Source organism: Paenisporosarcina sp. P4_B8, assembly GCF_056402175.1.
In genome coordinates, this window is sequence record NZ_JBFUHX010000001.1 from 398,361 (window position 1) to 415,568 (window position 17,208).

The following is a 17,208-nucleotide window of genomic DNA, read 5'->3' on the forward strand; positions in this document are numbered from 1 at the left end:
GTAAATTCAAATTCAACATAAAGGGATCTGGAATATGGAGAAAAAACTAGCTCATCATTTAAGCGAATATCTGGAACAATACAATGAGCCTACTTATGAAGTGAGTAAATTGCCTACACTTAATAACACCTTGAGTCAATTCCATCAATGGGCGAATGGCAAGCCAGTGATTGCTGCCTATGATGTAGCTAAACCCGGGGAAGAAAGCTATTATTTCTTACTCATCGATTGGCATCGAAATGACAACTATTACTTGGTGATATATGCACATGATAAATCCACAACAATTGCCGAGCTGAACAAAATAATCGAAGAAAATGGTGTCAACTTTCTATCGTGGAAATACAACCCTTTAAAAAGGGATGGCAAAAATGACATTCGAAAGTCGTATTATAAGCAAATCTTTGGATCGACGACGATGAATATTCCACTTCCAACATCAACTGTGGAAATCGAGGATTTTTTGACTCAGTTGTTCAAGCTTTGTCATAACCGCGTTAGAGCGGACAAAATTGTAGACATATTTGATTTTCAATAGAAAGAAGTGATTTACCTCAAGTAATGTCGCTTTTTTTTTGTGGGAAAATTGGGTGAAACCGATTAAAACAGGTTTGATGCCGATTAAAGGGAGCTTGACGCCGTTTAAAATCCTGTTCATACAGATCAGTGATGCCCCATAAAAGATAGTGATGATACGGAACAGGGAGCGTTGGTTTAATTTTCATTCATAATCAAAAGCATAGGAGCGGCCGAAATTGCATCTTCGGTTGCTCCCTTTTTGTAAATAAGCTTTCAATTCTTTCGTTTGCCAACAGAACTTGCATATACATAAACAGCCTTGGGAAAACTCATATTGTTTAGACGGGGAAAAAAGGGAATAATATACATACATAGTCTTGTTGAAAAGGGAGGGCTGGCCATGAAGATCAGAATCGAATGGAATTACCGAACACCGAAAGGAACCGAAACCTTCTTCCAATCCGAAGCATTGCCGATTGCGCATGCTTTGCTGATTGCGGAGGATTTAGAGCGGACGAAGCGTACAAAAAAGGTAACCTTCACGGATGAGCACGATAGCACGTGGACGGTGAAAGAAATGAAGCAATACTTGAAAGGGCTTGAAACTGAACCACATAACATCACAGTTCATTTCGATGGTGGGTTTGATGTCGCGACCAACAGCTCAGGCTTAGGCTGCGTCATCTATTATGAACAGAGCGGGAAGTCATACAGATTGCGACGGAACGCGCCTTCTGCTGAACTGATTTCAAATAATGAGGCGGAATATGCGGCACTTTACTTATGCCTGCAGGAGCTCGAGCTCTTGAATGTCCATCATCTCCCGGTCAAAATCGTTGGGGATTCCCAAGTGGTCATCAATCAGTTGAATGGGGAATGGCCAGCGCTCGAATCCAATCTCTCCCGGTGGGCAGACCGGATTGACGAAAAGCTAAATGAACTTGGTCTCCAGCCCGAATACCAATTGGTTCCACGTAAATCGAATGCCGAAGCGGACCGATTGGCGACGCAGGCATTGAATGGGATTGAGATACTGGCGACTAGTGAGTTGAAGGCAGAGTAGGAAATAATAAAGCATATAAAAGAAGCAGCCTTGGAAATCTATATCGATTTCTGGGGCTGCTTTTCATTATTGTTCTAAAATGGTGAACTGAACGCCACCAAACGTTTCGTCATTCAAGAATACTTGAACCAATAGAAAAGCGTCATGTTTATTGTTTGCCCAGTAAGCAGCTAAACGATAACCATCATCCACCTCTACCCAATCCGATTCAAGTTCATCAGCTTCCCCGTATGTTAAACGAAGCTGATCGTACATGTAGTCGAAATAGTTCTCAATTGTTTCTAAGTCAGGCGCATTATCTGCCACATAGTGATAAACCGATATGGAGACGAGTTTGTTGTTTTCGAATTCGTAATCCACGTCCGCCATTAATCCGTAAACCGTTACATCCGTGTAGGTCAAATACTCATTTTCTTGACTGTAGAAAACACCACCTGAGAGGCTCTTGACTTGTTCCATCGTCATCCCAAGTGAAATCTTATCAAGGGTGGGAGTTTGTACTTGTATTGGGAACGAAGCGTTAATGCTCGCATGGGTTTTACTGCTATATTTCTTCACTAAAGGCATAAACACTTCTGTGGAAATCGCGAAATTCAGGTTAGCACTCAAACTATCAAAACCACTGCTTGTCATCCCGATTAGTTGCCCACTCGTATCAAATAATCCACCACCAGAACTGCCGTGGTCAATATCTGCATTAGTTTGAATCAATGAAACGCCATTAATTGTACGGAACGAACTAATAATGCCTTCCGAAACTGTATTTTGCAAGCCGATGGGGCTTCCGATTGCAACTACTTTTTCACCTTTAGCCAGCCCTTTGCTGGAAGGACGAATTGCAACAGTTGCTGTTTTGAACGTTTTCGTTGTTTTGATTAAGGCAATATCTTTTTTGGCATCGGATTCCACAATGCCTTTTACATCCAACTTTTGACCGTTAGTGAAAGTGACAGTCGCATTCGTCACACCATCCATGACATGGTGGTTTGTTAAAATCAAGCCATTTCCAACGACGATTCCACTGCCTTGTCCTTGATCAGTATCAATAAGCACAATCTTGGCATCGTTTAAGCTTACAATTTCTTTTGTTGTATAAACTTTTTTGGTTGCTTTTGGAACTGGTACATACTTAACGGAAGAAGACTTCTTAACAACATTACTCCCAGTTAGCTTATAGACACCACCAAAGCTTTTTGACTCTCCAAAAATGCCATGTTCGTTTCCTTTTTTCAACTTCTTCACAAATTTCAACTTACCATTACTAACCGAATATAAATCAGTATCCTTCAAAATCTGGATTTTACCGACCATCCCAGTTTGAATCTCAATCTTGCCCCACATGTTTTTCGACGCTGCAGAAACGGGCGTAGTTGAGACTGTAAAAAATAAAAAAGCAGATAACATCAAAATAGTTAACTTTTTCAATGATAACAATTCCTCTCGTTGCAATATTTTAACAATACAATTAATACCATATGTGCGTAATAAAAGCACTATGAAAATATAAATATTGGAAATTATATAAATAAATAGAGTAGCAATTGGGATCCGAGCTTTAATAAACGATCGTTTTTTTGTTCATAGTGAAAGCTTTTAACCGATACTAAAAATAGTAGTGGGAAGTTACTAAAAAGATTTTGTTGTCGTCTGCGTTATAGGTAATTAAAATGATAAGAGATGTCGAGAATAATAGCGCTATTCATACATATAGAATGTTTTTCTTGAATTTGTTTTTACAATGCCAAGTTTACTTGAAAGGGGAAGTCACATTGAAAAGTTTCGTTATGGGTTTATCTGTGACTTGGCTATTATGCTCTTATGGAAATGCCACTGTTTCTGCCGAAGAGTACGAAGAGAAACGAATGCTCGTTGTATTTGATGAAGAACTTAATGAGCAGGAAATGAAAGAGACGGTGTTGGAAGCTGGCGGTGAAATGACAGAAGCCTATACAGAGGTGGATATGGCGTCTGTCGATTTGACTTCAGCAGAAGCTGCCGATCTTCGAGAAGACCCTTCTGTGCACCTTGTCGAGGAAGATATCGTCCTCAAGCTCAATAACCAATTGGAAGATTGGGGGATTGAGTCTACTAGAGTTCCATCAGCTTGGGATTCTGGATTTACAGGTAAAGGCATCAAAGTCGCAGTCATAGATTCAGGAATTTCTCCGCATAGTGACCTTGACATCGCTGGAGGTATTTCGACGGTTGGTTACACCTCTTCCTACAAAGATGATCAAGGACATGGAACGCATGTGGCTGGAATCATAGGTGCACGCAATAATAGTTTTGGGGTGAGAGGAGTCGCCTATGAGACGGAAATTTATGCAGTAAAGGCATTTGACCGTAACGGCGAGGCTTACTTATCGGATTTAATCGAGGGAATCGATTGGTCGATTGCAAACGGCATGGACATCATCAATTTGAGTTCAGGAACACAAACAAGTACTCGTTCATTCCTTAATGTCGTTAACAAGGCCTATGACAGTGGGTTATTGATTGTAGCTGCCGCTGGGAATGATGGAGCCTCGGATGGTTTGGGTGACACGGTCGATTTTCCAGCGCGTTATGCTTCGGTAATCGGTGTCGGTGCTGTTAACAGTTTTTTTGAACGGGCATCCTTTTCCTCCACTGGTCCAGAAGTCGAAGTGGCAGCTCCAGGTGTGGAAATCTTGAGTACATACTTAGACAATCAATACGCTTATATGAGCGGAACGTCAATGGCGACGCCATATGTGACAGGTCAACTTGCGTTGTTAAAGCAAGCATATCCTGATTTGACAAATGAGCAGCTTCGACTCGTTCTGATTGAACATACTAAGGATTTAGGCGCGACAGGGAGAGATCCGTATTTTGGTTACGGTTTTATCCAGGCAGCTTCTTTCCTGGATCCGGTTGATTTCCAAAAAGCAAATCCACAAGCGGCTCCGAAGTTCCAGGATGTCACATCTTTCTATTCACCAGCAGTTACGTATTTGGTCCAAAACCAAATTACACGTGGCATATCTACGACTGAATTTGGCGTATCGAAAAATATCAAACGTGCGGATTCAGCCATCTGGTTGGCCAAAGAACTTGGCTTGAATACGGAAACTGCAAAAGCATCTGGATTTACGGACGTACCAGACCGGGCGATTGGTGCAGTCAATGCACTCAAAGAAGCAGGAATCGTTGGTGGTAAAACGACCACAAGATTCGGAGCTTACGATACATTGACTCGTGGGGAAGTGGCCATTATCCTTCAACGTGCGTACAAGCTTTCTCCTGACGGAAGTAAATACCCTTTTTCTGATGTATCTCCCAAATACAGCGATGCAGTTGGCGCTTTGGTGGCAAACGATATTACAAATGGTATCTCTCCTTCGAAATATGGCGTTTCTAATCCGATAACCCGTGGTCAATTGGCAGTGTTTATGTATCGGTTGTCAAATTAATAGAATACGATTTGAATCCAGCTTAGTTTTAAATAGGCTGGATTTTTTTATGAACAACGATGGAGTTAGATGTTCTATTAAACACATTAAATATAGTAAATTCTCTCTAATACAACGAAATTTTTGATGCAAAAACAAGGTACGGAGTGAATGTTCACTCCGTACCTTGTTTTCATTTTTCACCTTATGAGAATCAACCAATTATATGAATGATAACTATTTCAAATGGTTGGCCACGTTCTTTTACGTTTAGAAGCATTGATAGGAACGAATCTTGTGCGTATTCAAAATGTGATATGTCCATCCCCGCCTTCTTCTCCAGCGAGAGCAACGATTATTTGTCTGCCTACGAAGGTAGGGAAAAACGAAAAGCTTCTGCTGTTTGTTAACAAAATATAGGTGTTGCGGTATAGACAATTCCTGATTCTGCTGGGTCCGACCTGCCATGCGGGGATCGGTGGAGAGAAGCCAGGGGGTGGTACCATTGGTGGGAGGGTAGCACCGGGTGGGGGTCCAAATGGGGGGGGCTCAAAATAATCATATGAGAGCTCTTGTTGGAACCCTTGTGGAAAGCGTGATGAATCACATTCATCTCCATTCCGATAAAAAGGATTATTAGTCAAAACTTCTACCTCATTCCTCGTAATCTACCCTTCAGCATATGTCACACTGCTTGCTTGGAGTGGGGAGACACACAGACGAGGTTTTGATTCAACCGAAATAAACAAAGCAACAAGCACCTCATCTTTATCGTCGGGTGCTTGTTTTATAGACTTTAATTCTCTTAATTCGGATCGATTTTCGTTGCATCACGAGTTTTTAATCCATGGGAAAGGAAATAAAAAAACGCACCCCCGAGCATGGCCAAACATAATATAAACCCAATTGTAAGCGCTAAATAGTACGACATATGTACCGCCTCCTTTGTGGAGTATATGCAGGGACATGCCAGTATTTGATAGGGCTGGGGAAATATATTTGAATATTAGTTGTTACATCATAAATTGTGGGAGAAACTGGATGAAACGGATTAAATCATGTTTGATGCAGATTAAATTGCAGTGATGAGATTAATTAGCAGTCGGTGTCAATTAAATTGAAAGTGAAGCCGTTTAGGGTATATGAAATGCAGAAAGCTGCCGAAATTGTATTTTCGGCAGCTTCCTTTCTAGGTATGAAGTTGTCTATTCTTTCGTAGCCTAAAGGCTTTTAAAATACATATCTTCGGCTGCTTTTCTATTTAAACAGGTACTCTTTTTGGGTTTCGTAGTACTCCATAAATTCAATAAAATCGGCTTCGTAATCGTCGACTGTTTTGTGTTCGACGTTGTCGAGTGCGGATTTTTGGAATCTATTGATTAGTTGATGCAATGTTTTAAGGCGATCTATATCTTCTTCTGTGGCTTGGTTGCCTCTTGCTTTGCGGTGGACTTCGCTGAGAACAACGATAGTGTCATAATCGAAGTCAAAGCTATGATAAGCTTCGGTTTGTCCCGCTGGATTAATGTTAACGACAAATCCAGACAACCAGTGGAGACGTTCTCCCAGCTCTTTTTGATTTCCGCTTTGTTCGTAACTTTCAATCGTATCCTTTAGAGCGTATTCAAGCTGGGCGTGTTCGAGTACATATGCTTTGAGTTGTGTTTTTTCAAGGTTGGCGCGCTGTTGAACGCTCCACATAAGTGATATGCCGAGCAGGATAGCAAGTATGATGGTGGCGAGTTTCCAGTTATTCATGGTGATTTCCCCCTTGATTTCCATTTTACTGAAAGTTTAGTAGAAGAGGATAGGTACAAATGCCATTTTTTGTATCTAGAATTAACTTAGTTGGAAAAATGGGTGAAGTGGAGCATATATCTAAGGCAAGGGGGCGGCTGAAATTGCATCTTCAGCCGCCTTCTTTTGTGAAATGGTGTGACGCTTCTTTAGTAAACCAAAAAGTTATTGAAATCTTCATTCTTTTCTGACAAAATGAAATGAATGAAGATTCATACTGATGGGGGTTGGGATGATGTATGCGACTTTAGGGAGTATTTTCGATCAGACGGTGAGTAATTTTCCGAATCGAGAGGCGCTTGTGGATTTGAAGCGGGGGCAGCGTTGGACGTATGGGGAGTGGCGGGACGAAGTACACCGTTTGGCGAATGCGCTGAGTTCGGCTGGGGTTGGAAGAGGAGACCGAGTGTCGACGTTTTTGTTCAACACGAGTGAGCTTGCGACGACTTTATTTGCGTGTGCCAAAATCGGGGCTATTTTTAATCCGATAAATTTCCGGTTGAAGTCGGAGGAAGTGGCATATATTTTAAATGATGCAAAACCAAAAGTTGTGATGTTTGAAGATAATCTGAAGGATCAGGTGGCAGTGATTCAGCCACAGTTTCCAGAGATTCAGTTTTGGTTTATTAATGAGAATACACCAGATTTCGCAATCAGCTATCACTCGGAAGTTGGTAGTGCGCAATCGACTGCTCCAGCAGTGGAAGTAGACGAGACGGATACGTATGCCATAATGTATACGAGTGGAACGACGGGGCGTCCGAAAGGCGTGATTCACCGTCACCGTGATATGGCGGAGCAAAGTCTTATTTGCACGGCGGTGTTGAAGTATACGAAAAATGATGTTGGGCTTGTAACGGCACCGATGTTTCATTGTGCTGAGCTGCATTGCTGTGTGATTCCGAGGGTTCAGGCAGGTGCGAAGAGCGTTATTATGCATCAATTCCATCCGCAAGTTGCGCTTGATACGATCGAGCAAGAAAAAGTGTCGGTGATGTTCGCGGTTCCAACGATGTGGAGCATGATGGCGGACCTTGAAGGGGCAGTGTCGAAAGTCGGGACGTTGCAACGAGGGTTGTATGGTGCTGCGCCAATGGCTCCCATTCTTGTTAAGAAAGTAAAAGAAGTTCTAGGTATCGATTTGATTCAGGCATATGGCCAGACGGAAATGGGGCCGGCGATTACGTTTCTAGCGGAAGACGAGCAGCTAACTAAAGTGGGTTCAGCTGGGAAACCTGCATACAATCATGAAATCCGCATTGTCCAGCCGAATGAGAATGGGCCTTCCGAGCCAGATGCTATTTTGAAACCGGGCCAAGTGGGCGAAATCATCGTAAAAGGTCCTTGCATGATGGCCGGTTATTTCAATCGCGAGGATGCGACAGAAAAGGCGCTGTATAAAGGTTGGTATCATTCAAGTGATTTGGGGTACATGGATGAAGACGGTTATTTGTATGTGGCAGACCGTGTGGATGACATGATCATCAGTGGTGGTGAAAATATTTATCCGCGTGAAGTGGAAGATGTGCTGCATGAACACGAATCGGTGCAGGATGTAGCGGTGCTTGGGATTCCTGATGAGAAGTGGGGGGAGTCGGTGCTGGCGTTTATCGTGACGCAGAATCCTGAACTTACGGCGGAAGAGCTTGAAAAATTCTGTAAAGGAAACGACAAACTGGCTGGTTATAAACGTCCGAGGCATTATCAGTTTGTTAATGAATTGCCGCGAAATGCTAGTGGGAAAATTCAAAAGTTCTTGTTGCGGGAACAGCGAGTGGAAAGCGGCAGTATTTTGTAATGTTTAGTTTGGCGTGATAATGAAGGTTTAACAGTTAGGGGAATCCTGTGAAAAGTAAAGCAGTGACGATAATTGTAGGTATGATGATGAGTATGGGGATGTTGTTTGTTGGTTTTTTTGCGTTGGATCGAGTGGCTAAGAAAGAAGAGACTGTAAAAGTACAGGGGAACGTACCTAAGGAAGACGATGAATTGCCTGTAGTTGAACAGCCTGAAAAAGTCGAGCAGTTGGAAACCTTGCCGAACGCGGAAAACGAGGTTGCAAAATGGAATGCGACAGCATCTGAGTTCATAGAGAGGTATCCTGAGTTCAGGTTTGATGCGTCTCGGATAGTGAAAGATGAAATGAAATCCAATGATGAAGTTACGACGTTTTCGCATGAGTTCAACACTGCGGTGAAAATCAGCTTGGTCTACACGGTAAATAACGAAACCGAAGAAATCACTGAAATGAGGCTTATCTGTCATGATACCGGTCCGGATAGTGCCGCCATTTTTCATACAATGAGCATGTTCATCAGTTATGTCGATGACGAGATCCCGACAGACCGTGCGGGTGAATTTTTAGGGGATAACACCTTTACTATTAGGGAATCGGGTATTTATGAACTTGAATTGAACGGGAAAAAATATGAATATTTATCGGATATGGATCAATTTATTCGTACACTGGTTTATCGAGTTGAGAGCTAAAATGTGCTATTTCAAACAGATGATAGAAATGAAAATCCAGTAGCTTTTCAGGCTACTGGATTTTTGTCTTTAAGTTGCTTTTTCATAACAAAACCCACTACCACATGTAATTTGTTACGTGTGGTGGGTAATCCGAAAAGCAGTTGTTACTGTTCGATTTTATCGATGATAATACTCGATATTTTAATTACCTAATTTTAATAACAATTAAGAAGATCTTGAAAATGAATCTTCAGCCGCTTGTTTCGAGTAATTGACTTGTTGTAGAGTTATTGATGGAAAAGTTTGGACAGGGCATCGACTGGATGAAGTCGTTTGGTTCTGTATAGAACTAATGAAAAAGGAGCAAAAGCATGACAGGAAAGACACACATCATAGGCGGTTTGACAGCAAGTCTTGCATACGCACAATTTACAACAAGCGATCCCATACTATTGGTAGGGGCAGGGGTTATCGGAGCGTTGATTCCGGATATTTGCCATGGCGGCAGTAAAATTGGACGAACATTCCCGTTCATTTCGAAACTGATTAATGTGATTTTCGGACATCGTTCTTTCACCCACAGCTTGTTATTTTTATTTATCATTTCGCTATTATTGAAATCATTTGTAACGAACGAAGCAGTGATAGAAGGAATTTTGGTCGGGATGGTCAGTCATTATGTGCTGGACATGATGACAACTAATGGCATAAAGTTGCTTTTTCCATTCAAAATACGTGTACGATTCCCATTGACGACCAAAACTGGTGGCACAGTAGAATCGTTGGTGGTCGCAGCACTGTCGGTTCTTTCGGTGTATTTCGGGTATGAAGCGTTTGGGGTTTATTTATAAGAAGTGAGGATGAGAGAAGCGACCATGTCGCTTCTCTTATTTTTGATGATAAGGTATTGTGCAAACTGGAGGCCAGTTCTGTCAACTTAGAAGTAGCATAATTAAGTGAAATATTACGCCAACAGTAGAGATTGTAAAGCAGCGCGTGCAATCCTAATTAAATGGGGGAATCAAAGAAATGTCTAGGTATAAGGGATGGTTTTGGAAGGTTCCTGCCATTTATAGTGAAATTTCCTATACAATTTAGATGGAAGGTTTAGGAATCAGCGGATTTTAATTACATTCTCGGTGATTTCTCTTCCAACATAAACGAATAATGGAGGTTTTAACGTTGAAGAAGTGGAAAATGAAAATTGCTTTATCAGCATTGTCTTTGTCGCTTTTCTTACCACTAACTGCCGGGGCAGCCGGAACGTTTTCGGACGTCGGACCACGTTTTGAGAAAGAAATAACGTATTTGGCGATGCGCAATGTGGCAAAAGGATATACTAATGGAACGTTTGGAGTCAATGCAACTGTCACAAGAGCAGAAGCTACAGTAATGATTATCCGAGAACTTGGCATACGATGGGATGGTGCTAAGGATCCAGGCTTTACGGATATTAAAAAAGGTGACGGTTTTTATACAGAAGTAGCTGAAGCTGTTGAACAAGGTGTGATTCAAGGGAAAGTGGCCAAGGATGGTACACGCTATTTTGATCCGAGTGGTTCCTTGACTCGTGCGGAAATGGCCATCATATTGGCACGTGCGTATGATATTCCGCTAGATCGTAGGGAGATTCCTTTTAAAGATGTTTCTTCAACTACAACTGGGAAGAAGGAAATCGATGCGTTATTCAATGGCGGAATATCATTTGGCTATGAAAATATGTACTTTAAGCCCTATGCAAAAATTACCCGACAAGAGTTTGCAGGATTCCTTGGACGAACAGTAAACAAAGAATTTAACCCAATGTATATGGAATATGTTCATTACGACCCGGACACTCTGCAGCGGGTGAAACCGACATGGCTGACAGAACAACAATTGAATGCAATGGAAACTGAAATGATTGCGTTGATTAACAATGCCCGTATAAAAAAGGGGTATGAACCAATCGTTTTAAATGAGCGTTTACAGGATATGGCTGGTTTGAAAATTAGAGCGATGGCTAAATATCCATCTGATGAGAGAGTCATGGACATATATAAATTTTATGAAGATAAATATGGAGAGAAACTAAACGGAGATTATAGTGAGCGTTATGCAAATGGCTCAGTGGAATCTGCATTACAACAAATATTGTCTCAGGCAATCAATGAACCTTATTTGTATGACGCAAGTCGCAAAGAAGTGGGCGTAGGAGTTGCACAGGAAATGGACGGTTCATTCACGTGGGTCATCTCTTTATTATCTAGATAATAGTTAAGAAAAAGGATTCCAAATGGAGTCCTTTTTTATTTATCCTCAATAATGGTATGAAGCTCAAATAGATAATAAAATTGCCTGTCATAACTTTGAAACTATTGTAAAAAATAGTTCCAATGCCATAAGAGAATTATTTACTAGAACATTATAATAAATTGAATTTGTAATTTGAGAGGAAGTTGAAAGTGCTAAAGAGTTTGAGAGCCGGACTGGCTTTATTGATGGTAGGTTTGATGATGTTGTCATCTACCCATAGTGTTTCTGCTGCTAGTTTTAGTGATGTTTCGAGTTTTAAAACGGAAATTGAGTATTTAACAGAAGCCGGTATAATTAATGGTTTCCCAGATGGGACGTATCGTCCGTCTGCACCGATTCTACGCGTCCAAGCGGTCATGATGATCATGCGCGACTTGGGTATGCCAAATGAAACACCAAAAGATCCTGGTTTTGTGGATATCAAGCCAGCTGACCGCGGATATGCCGAAGTGGCAGCTGCTGTTGAATTAGGCATTATTTCTGGGAAAGAGGGCAATCGTTTTGATCCGCAAGGGAAATTGACTCGAGCGGAAATGGCGAAGGTTCTAGTGAATGCATATGAGCTTGGCAGTATTTATCCAAAAGGTTTCAAGGATGTTCCGACTCGATACTGGGCATACCCGTTTATTTCGTCCTTAGCGGCAAACAATGTAACAGTTGGTTATCCTGACGGTACATTTAAGCCGGGTGTAACGATTGATCGTGCACAGTTTGCAGCATTTATGGCACGTATTTTGAATCCTGCGTTCAAACCGTATTCACCATCAGTGGCGGATGCGTATTTGGAAGATGCATGGGATATGCTTGCAACAGACGCTATCAAGCATCCGACTGAACCAATCGTGTATATAATCGATGGAAATGATAATACATTGAACGCGATCAACACGGACACGTATGAAAGTATTACAGTAGAATTACCATACCCAGCTGAAAAGCTTGCATATGCAAACGGTAAGGTTTATGTGACACAAGTGAAGGTCCCACATAGTTCAAATATGGATGAAGATCAACAGCAAGGCGCATTTGGTGTGTATAGTGCGGACACTTTGGAAAGCCTGAAACTAATCCATATCGGTTTGGATCCATATGACATTGAAGCAGATAATCAAGGCGTCGTTTATATTTCAAGTGGATCTAGTCAATGGACACGCATAGAAAGCTACAATGGAGAAACTGGTGCAATTTTGTCTTCCCAAATGATTCGCCAACGTTCTTATATCGATATGACTCCAAAACAAGACAAAATTTATGCAATTGATACCGATTCTTCACCGAGAGATTTCGCGGCATATACGATTGTTGATGGCAAGCTTCAACCTGAAAAAGATTCTCCTTATCATGGAGACTATGATCTGAGTAAACATTTGGAAGTTTCTCCAGATGGCCGTTATTTATTCAATGGTCTTGGTGGGATTTTCCGTGCTAGTGTCAATACAGCTGCTGATATGACGTATGTTGGCAAATTGGATCGTCCATTTACAGCTGCAGCCTATGATTTGACATACGGCGAGCTGTATACATCGAACGGCAAGAACCTAATTACTGTTTATGATTACGATACGTTTGAATCGATTTATCAATTGACTTCATACGGTGCAATTGATTATATGTTCTTTGATGCGAAAAGTGATTCGCTCTTGATTTTAACAAAAGTGAAAATCGGCGATTCACAGAAAACGTACTTAGGATTTGAAAAAATCTACTTTGCAGTTGAAACGGTTAATCCTGAGAGAGAATAAGCGGAAATCCAGCAAATCTTTTTGCTGGATTTTTCTTTTTCCTTTACTTCAGAAAAAATTTGAATAAAAAGAAGCAAGTGGGGTATTAAAAGGAAGAAGAAAATATTTAAAAGCATTTTCAACAATAAAAGAGCTGAGGGTGATGAGAATGAAAAAAATGAATCGTGGAATCGTTACGGCACTATCTGCCATTGGCGTTGCGCAAGGGTTAAAGGTTTTTGCACATAAGAAAAATACAGGTGTATGGGATTGGCGACCATTGTTTCAGACGGGTGGCATGCCGAGTTCCCATTCAGCTGGAGTAGCGGCACTTGCTTCTTACGTTGCAGCGAATAAAGGGACTCGTCACACTGAAACGGCTCTTGCCGTCGTTTTTGGCTTTATCGTTATGTATGATGCGCAAGGAATTCGACGTCATACGGGTGAGATCGCACAGCTCGTGAATGATTTGGAAGATGAATTGGTCGCATTTTCTGGTGATTATCCAAGTTTCCAGTACACGGAGCGTGAAGGCGAGCTTAAAGAACTACTTGGCCATCAACCGATTGAAGTACTGGGTGGCGCATTATTTGGAATCGCTTATGGTCTTATTGCAGCGAAGCTTGAGAATGATGAGCGACGGAAAAAACGTAAATATGGACATCGCTTGGAAGGATCAGACCGCGTTTCCTGGGATTGAATTTGAATAATATAAATTGCAAAGGCAGCCGAATTATCGGCCGCCTTTTTTGTGTTTATCATAAAATTTTAATAGGTGCCTTCTAGTTTATGAATGAAGTCTTCCATCGAATGATAGGGAGCAATGCCTTGTCTTTTCAATTCGTATGGAGAGTCACTTAATTTTACATTTCCCGTCATGGTCGTAAACGCCAATCGTATGCTGGCATCTTGAGTAGCTTGTATGGTCGTTTGATTGTAATGACCAAATGGGTAGGCAAGATATTTTGTTCTGAGAAGGTCATTTGAAAATGCTTTTCCCAATTGGGCAGTGCCCTTTTGAATATCTTTTAAGATTGCGTCATAAGATTCCGTTGTGTACATGCCCGATCTAGCACCAGGTTTGTATAGATGCATGTCATTGGAATGATGTTGGTAGTCATATACATCGGAAGTTTCTCTAATTTCTTTTAACCCTACATATTGCAAATCACTCGCGATCCAGTAATCTGAAGATTGCCGAATCTTTCCTGTAATAACGAATGACGTAGCATGAAAGTCCAAATCTTTTAACAGAGGATACGCTAAGTCCACAGTTGAGGTTATTCCATCATCAAACGTAATTGCAACGACTTTTTCAGGAAGGTTCGTTTGATAAGCCAGCCAATCATCTAATTGCTGCATGGATATTGTTTTCCACTTATTCTCTTTCAAGTAGCGCATTTGATCCTCAAATTGCTTGTATTCAATCGTCATATTATTAAAAGCTTGATTAGATTGAGCTTTTTCATGCATCATGTGATGATACATCAATACAGGAATGCCATTGTCTGTGTTCGTTTGCAACTTTTTGATATATCCTTTTGAACCACCGAAATTAATTTCATAAAACTCTTTGTACTCTTTAATGATAGGTATGCGAACATTAGGATTCACATATCCCAGTGAAGGTGAGTTTTTAGGTTGTGAAAAAACCACAAGTCTGTTCTTTGCGATGACAGAAGATGTACCTTTTTCTAAAACTTGTTTATTTGGCAACTCTACTATTTCAGCATGATTTTTATCTACATTAACAAATCCATTACCAAATGAAACGTGATAAAACTTTTCATCCTCTGACTCTATGTAGTATGTTTGTCCTTTCATAAACGTCGCAAAACCCATTTTTTCATTGCCCATATGTACATATCCGCCGATATTGAAAAAAGGTTTGATACCCTGTGAAAGTGATTCTTGTGCTTTTGATTCAAAAGGATTACAAAATAGTGTAATAATTAATAGAAAAACCATAGTGAAGTGCTTAATATTTAATTTAATGATGTCCAAACTCCTAATTATGTGTTTTTATTTTTAGTATAATAGTAATAATGATAATAAGATATAATTTATGGAAAAAAGTCATAAATATTACAAATTTAATTGAGGATATAGCGTGCTTAATTTACGTGAAATCAATAAAGATAATTGGATTCACTCTTCAAAGTAAAATAAATGTAATGAACGGTCGAAAATTTTATATTGAAGAGATGGGAATTTTGATTGATCGCAAGTCAGATGATCCAATTGATATTCAGCATCTTCGTTGAGGCAAAGGATATAGAAAGTGATGATGGAATCCAGCAACTTTAAGTTGTTGGGTTCTTTTTATGGAGAAAGTGAGGAGGCGGCTGAAATTGCATCTTCAGCCGCCTGTTTTATGGAAATATGGAGATAATTCTTTCGTTTACAGCAGGGGGGTAAAGCTTAGTTGGAAAAAACGCCGTGTTAGTTGGAAAAATAGACATCGGCGTATTAGTGTACCACTTCATTTAGTTCGGAGATGTCGACTTCAGAACGCTCTTCGAGTGAGCGACGAAGATGGACTGTTGCGAGTTTTCCGTTTTCGTGAACTTGGTCGATCCAGACGGAAACCCCGTTGTACGTGACTTCGATATCATTTGGCGAGTTGACGATTTGTTTGATGCGGTTCAGTTCCATGTGAATTCCTCCTTAATCAAGTTGCCTATTCAGTTTGAATTAGTTTGAGTTTGAATCAGTATTATCATGTGAAGTTTTAAAAAAATATTTTCTTAGGGTCACGAAAGACCAAATGGGATTATAATGTGTAAAGACTTCGTATTTTATAGGGGATTTGGTTGCATGTTAAATAGAATAAATAAAAAGTTGGAAAAAATAATGTCGTTGTTCATCCCAATCAGTTTGGTAATTGGGGTTATTTTTTCGGCGACGCTTCACGATTTTTCGGGACTGATTCCATGGATATTTGCGTTCATGACGTTTTCGGGCAGTTTGAATTCGAATTTTGCATCGATGAAACAAGCGATGCTTTCTCCTTTGCCTTTGGTGTTAACAATATTCGTGTTGCATGTATTTATGCCACTATGGGCGCTTGGGATAGGTCACGTGGTGTTTAGTGGTGATATGTTTACCATAACTGGTTTGGTGTTGTCGATGGCCATTCCGACTGGTATTTCGAGTGTTGTGTGGGTCGCTATTTATAAGGGCAATATAGCGCTGTCGCTATCAGTTATTTTGATTGATACATTGCTGTCACCGTTGATTGTGCCCTTTACGATGTCGTTGTTGGTGGGTGGAAACATCGAAATGGATGTTATCAGTATGACCCAAGGATTGATTTTGATGATTGTGATTCCTTCGATTGTGGGGATGATGCTGAATCAACTGACGACCGGTGATAAGGTGAAGAGATTAAGTGATAGCCTTTCACCTTTTTCGAAAATTGGGATGGGTTTTGTTGTGATGTTGAATGGAGCGGTAGTTGCGCCGTATTTGCTTGACGTAAGCGGGAAACTGATTGCCATAGCGGTCGTTGTATTTTTCATAGCGTGTAGCGGATATTTGATTTCCTTTTTCGCTGGAAAATTGTTTAAGCAGGATAAAGAGACTGTGATTGCACTAATGTTCAATGGCGGCATGCGAAATATCAGTGCGGGTGCGGTGCTCGCGATTTCATACTTCCCGGCAGCAGTTGCTGTGCCAGTTATCATGGGCATGCTTTTTCAACAGTCATTGGCTTCGGTGTTTGGTTTAGTGACGGATCGTTACTTTAAGAGGATTGTTACGTAATGGGCATTTTGTCACTTATCCAACAAAACCTGAGATTTTTCCAACTAAGAATGGCCGGCTTCGAACGGCCATTTTTTGTGTTTAATTTCGCACTTTACCATATGAAGATATTCACAAAATTGCTAGAAAACATAGACTTTTGTCAGGTTGGTGAATTATGATAATA

At 40.7% G+C, this 17,208-nt stretch carries 15 protein-coding genes; 10 read left to right on the plus strand and 5 right to left on the minus strand.

Annotation, left to right across the window (positions count from 1 at the left end; all coding sequences use genetic code 11):
- The first annotated feature begins 34 nt into the window (after positions 1 to 34).
- Together AC1DSK_RS01845 and AC1DSK_RS01850 are read left to right on the plus strand one after the other, a co-directional pair.
- A complete protein-coding gene (locus AC1DSK_RS01845) occupies positions 35 to 538 on the plus strand; it encodes a hypothetical protein (protein ID WP_477546342.1) in 504 nt (167 codons plus the stop codon).
- A gap of 381 nt (positions 539 to 919) precedes the next feature.
- Entirely contained in the window at positions 920 to 1,582 is a 663-nt protein-coding gene (locus AC1DSK_RS01850) for a ribonuclease H family protein (protein WP_477546343.1), read from the plus strand.
- Positions 1,583 to 1,648: 66 nt separating this feature from the next.
- Here the strand turns inward: AC1DSK_RS01850 and AC1DSK_RS01855 are convergent, their stop codons facing one another.
- Entirely contained in the window at positions 1,649 to 3,007 is a 1,359-nt protein-coding gene (locus AC1DSK_RS01855) for a S1C family serine protease (RefSeq protein WP_477546344.1), read from the minus strand.
- Positions 3,008 to 3,351: 344 nt separating this feature from the next.
- Between AC1DSK_RS01855 and AC1DSK_RS01860 the strand changes: the two genes are divergently transcribed.
- Positions 3,352 to 5,013: a S8 family peptidase gene (locus tag AC1DSK_RS01860; RefSeq protein WP_477546345.1), complete on the plus strand. Its 1,662-nt coding sequence runs from the start codon at positions 3,352 to 3,354 to the stop codon at positions 5,011 to 5,013.
- Positions 5,014 to 5,797: 784 nt separating this feature from the next.
- On the opposite strand, the gene AC1DSK_RS01865 is transcribed toward AC1DSK_RS01860, so the two are convergent.
- Together AC1DSK_RS01865 and AC1DSK_RS01870 are read right to left on the minus strand one after the other, a co-directional pair.
- Entirely contained in the window at positions 5,798 to 5,923 is a 126-nt protein-coding gene (locus tag AC1DSK_RS01865; protein ID WP_477546346.1) for a hypothetical protein, read from the minus strand.
- Positions 5,924 to 6,249: 326 nt separating this feature from the next.
- Entirely contained in the window at positions 6,250 to 6,750 is a 501-nt protein-coding gene (locus tag AC1DSK_RS01870; RefSeq protein WP_477546347.1) for a hypothetical protein, read from the minus strand.
- A gap of 274 nt (positions 6,751 to 7,024) precedes the next feature.
- On the opposite strand from AC1DSK_RS01870, the gene AC1DSK_RS01875 reads away from it, so the two are divergent.
- From AC1DSK_RS01875 to AC1DSK_RS01900, 6 genes are all read left to right on the plus strand, one after another.
- Positions 7,025 to 8,587 (plus strand): fatty acid--CoA ligase, encoded by a 1,563-nt coding sequence (locus AC1DSK_RS01875; protein ID WP_477546348.1) that lies wholly within the window; start codon positions 7,025 to 7,027, stop codon positions 8,585 to 8,587.
- Between the two features lie 47 nt (positions 8,588 to 8,634).
- A complete protein-coding gene (locus AC1DSK_RS01880) occupies positions 8,635 to 9,279 on the plus strand; it encodes a hypothetical protein (protein ID WP_477546349.1) in 645 nt (214 codons plus the stop codon).
- A gap of 353 nt (positions 9,280 to 9,632) precedes the next feature.
- Positions 9,633 to 10,112, plus strand: a complete 480-nt coding sequence (locus AC1DSK_RS01885; RefSeq protein WP_477546350.1) for a metal-dependent hydrolase — start codon at positions 9,633 to 9,635, stop codon at positions 10,110 to 10,112.
- Positions 10,113 to 10,443: 331 nt separating this feature from the next.
- Positions 10,444 to 11,514: a CAP and S-layer homology domain-containing protein gene (locus tag AC1DSK_RS01890; protein ID WP_477546351.1), complete on the plus strand. Its 1,071-nt coding sequence runs from the start codon at positions 10,444 to 10,446 to the stop codon at positions 11,512 to 11,514.
- 191 nt (positions 11,515 to 11,705) lie between these two features.
- Positions 11,706 to 13,298: an S-layer homology domain-containing protein gene (locus AC1DSK_RS01895; RefSeq protein WP_477546352.1), complete on the plus strand. Its 1,593-nt coding sequence runs from the start codon at positions 11,706 to 11,708 to the stop codon at positions 13,296 to 13,298.
- A gap of 148 nt (positions 13,299 to 13,446) precedes the next feature.
- Positions 13,447 to 13,977: a divergent PAP2 family protein gene (locus AC1DSK_RS01900; protein ID WP_477546353.1), complete on the plus strand. Its 531-nt coding sequence runs from the start codon at positions 13,447 to 13,449 to the stop codon at positions 13,975 to 13,977.
- Positions 13,978 to 14,045: 68 nt separating this feature from the next.
- Here AC1DSK_RS01900 and AC1DSK_RS01905 read toward each other — a convergent pair whose 3' ends face one another.
- Entirely contained in the window at positions 14,046 to 15,281 is a 1,236-nt protein-coding gene (locus AC1DSK_RS01905) for a polysaccharide deacetylase family protein (protein ID WP_477546354.1), read from the minus strand.
- A gap of 465 nt (positions 15,282 to 15,746) precedes the next feature.
- Positions 15,747 to 15,932, minus strand: coding sequence for an H-type small acid-soluble spore protein (locus AC1DSK_RS01910; RefSeq protein ID WP_016428176.1), 186 nt, complete (start codon positions 15,930 to 15,932; stop codon positions 15,747 to 15,749).
- Positions 15,933 to 16,094: 162 nt separating this feature from the next.
- On the opposite strand from AC1DSK_RS01910, the gene AC1DSK_RS01915 reads away from it, so the two are divergent.
- On the plus strand, positions 16,095 to 17,042 hold the full coding sequence (locus AC1DSK_RS01915) for a bile acid:sodium symporter family protein (protein WP_477546355.1): 948 nt from the start codon (positions 16,095 to 16,097) through the stop codon (positions 17,040 to 17,042).
- Positions 17,043 to 17,208 lie beyond the last annotated feature (166 nt).